Raw genomic sequence first — 531 nt, 5'->3', positions numbered from 1 at the left:
ATTTTTCCGGATGCTTAACTGCATCTTCCAGAGTTTCGCGACGCAGAACGTTAACGTTCAGGTGTTGACCACCTTCAATTTTAACTTTAGGTTGATGTTCAATTTCAATTTCACGGGCATTCAAACCGTAGAAAATTTCAGGGTCTACAATAGCGTCTTCTTTAAAAGTCTTAGAGACAATAATCCGGGCTTGAGTACCGTCTTCAAAATAAATAGTGCCTTTATGTGTGCCTTCAAGAATTTGATATGCTTTCATATAACCTCAATTAGAAAATAAATTTATCCAGGATTGTTCTTTAATCAAAAATGGGTCGGAATTAAACGCCATTAAACTTTGAGTGATTAATCCCTTAAATGGTCCATCAATAAATTCCATTTTGAAATGTGGAATACTAGTCATCAGTCGTGCATTAGGAGCAGTACAAAGAACCTGCTGCCCTGCGAACGGACCTTTAGTCAAACGATATCGTTTAGGTTTAAAATGGTAAATCTCGTAATTTTCTACAAGAGCCCTTTTATTGCATACTGGGC

Annotated in this window: 2 protein-coding genes; both read right to left on the bottom strand. The window is 36.9% G+C overall.

Annotated features, from left to right (window positions below; all coding sequences use genetic code 11):
- Positions 1–256: glycine radical domain-containing protein (locus Y887_RS19880; protein ID WP_046965676.1), on the bottom strand; the 256-nt coding region annotated here is incomplete at its 3' end.
- 6 nt (positions 257–262) lie between these two features.
- Positions 263–531, bottom strand: a 269-nt coding sequence (locus Y887_RS21215; RefSeq protein WP_046965675.1) for a hypothetical protein, incomplete at its 5' end; no start/stop codon positions are given.

Origin of the sequence: Xanthomonas pisi DSM 18956 (assembly GCF_001010415.1) — a bacterium.
GTDB classification, from domain to species: Bacteria; Pseudomonadota; Gammaproteobacteria; order Xanthomonadales; family Xanthomonadaceae; genus Xanthomonas; species Xanthomonas pisi.
This window is presented reverse-complemented; position numbering and strand designations above follow the sequence as displayed.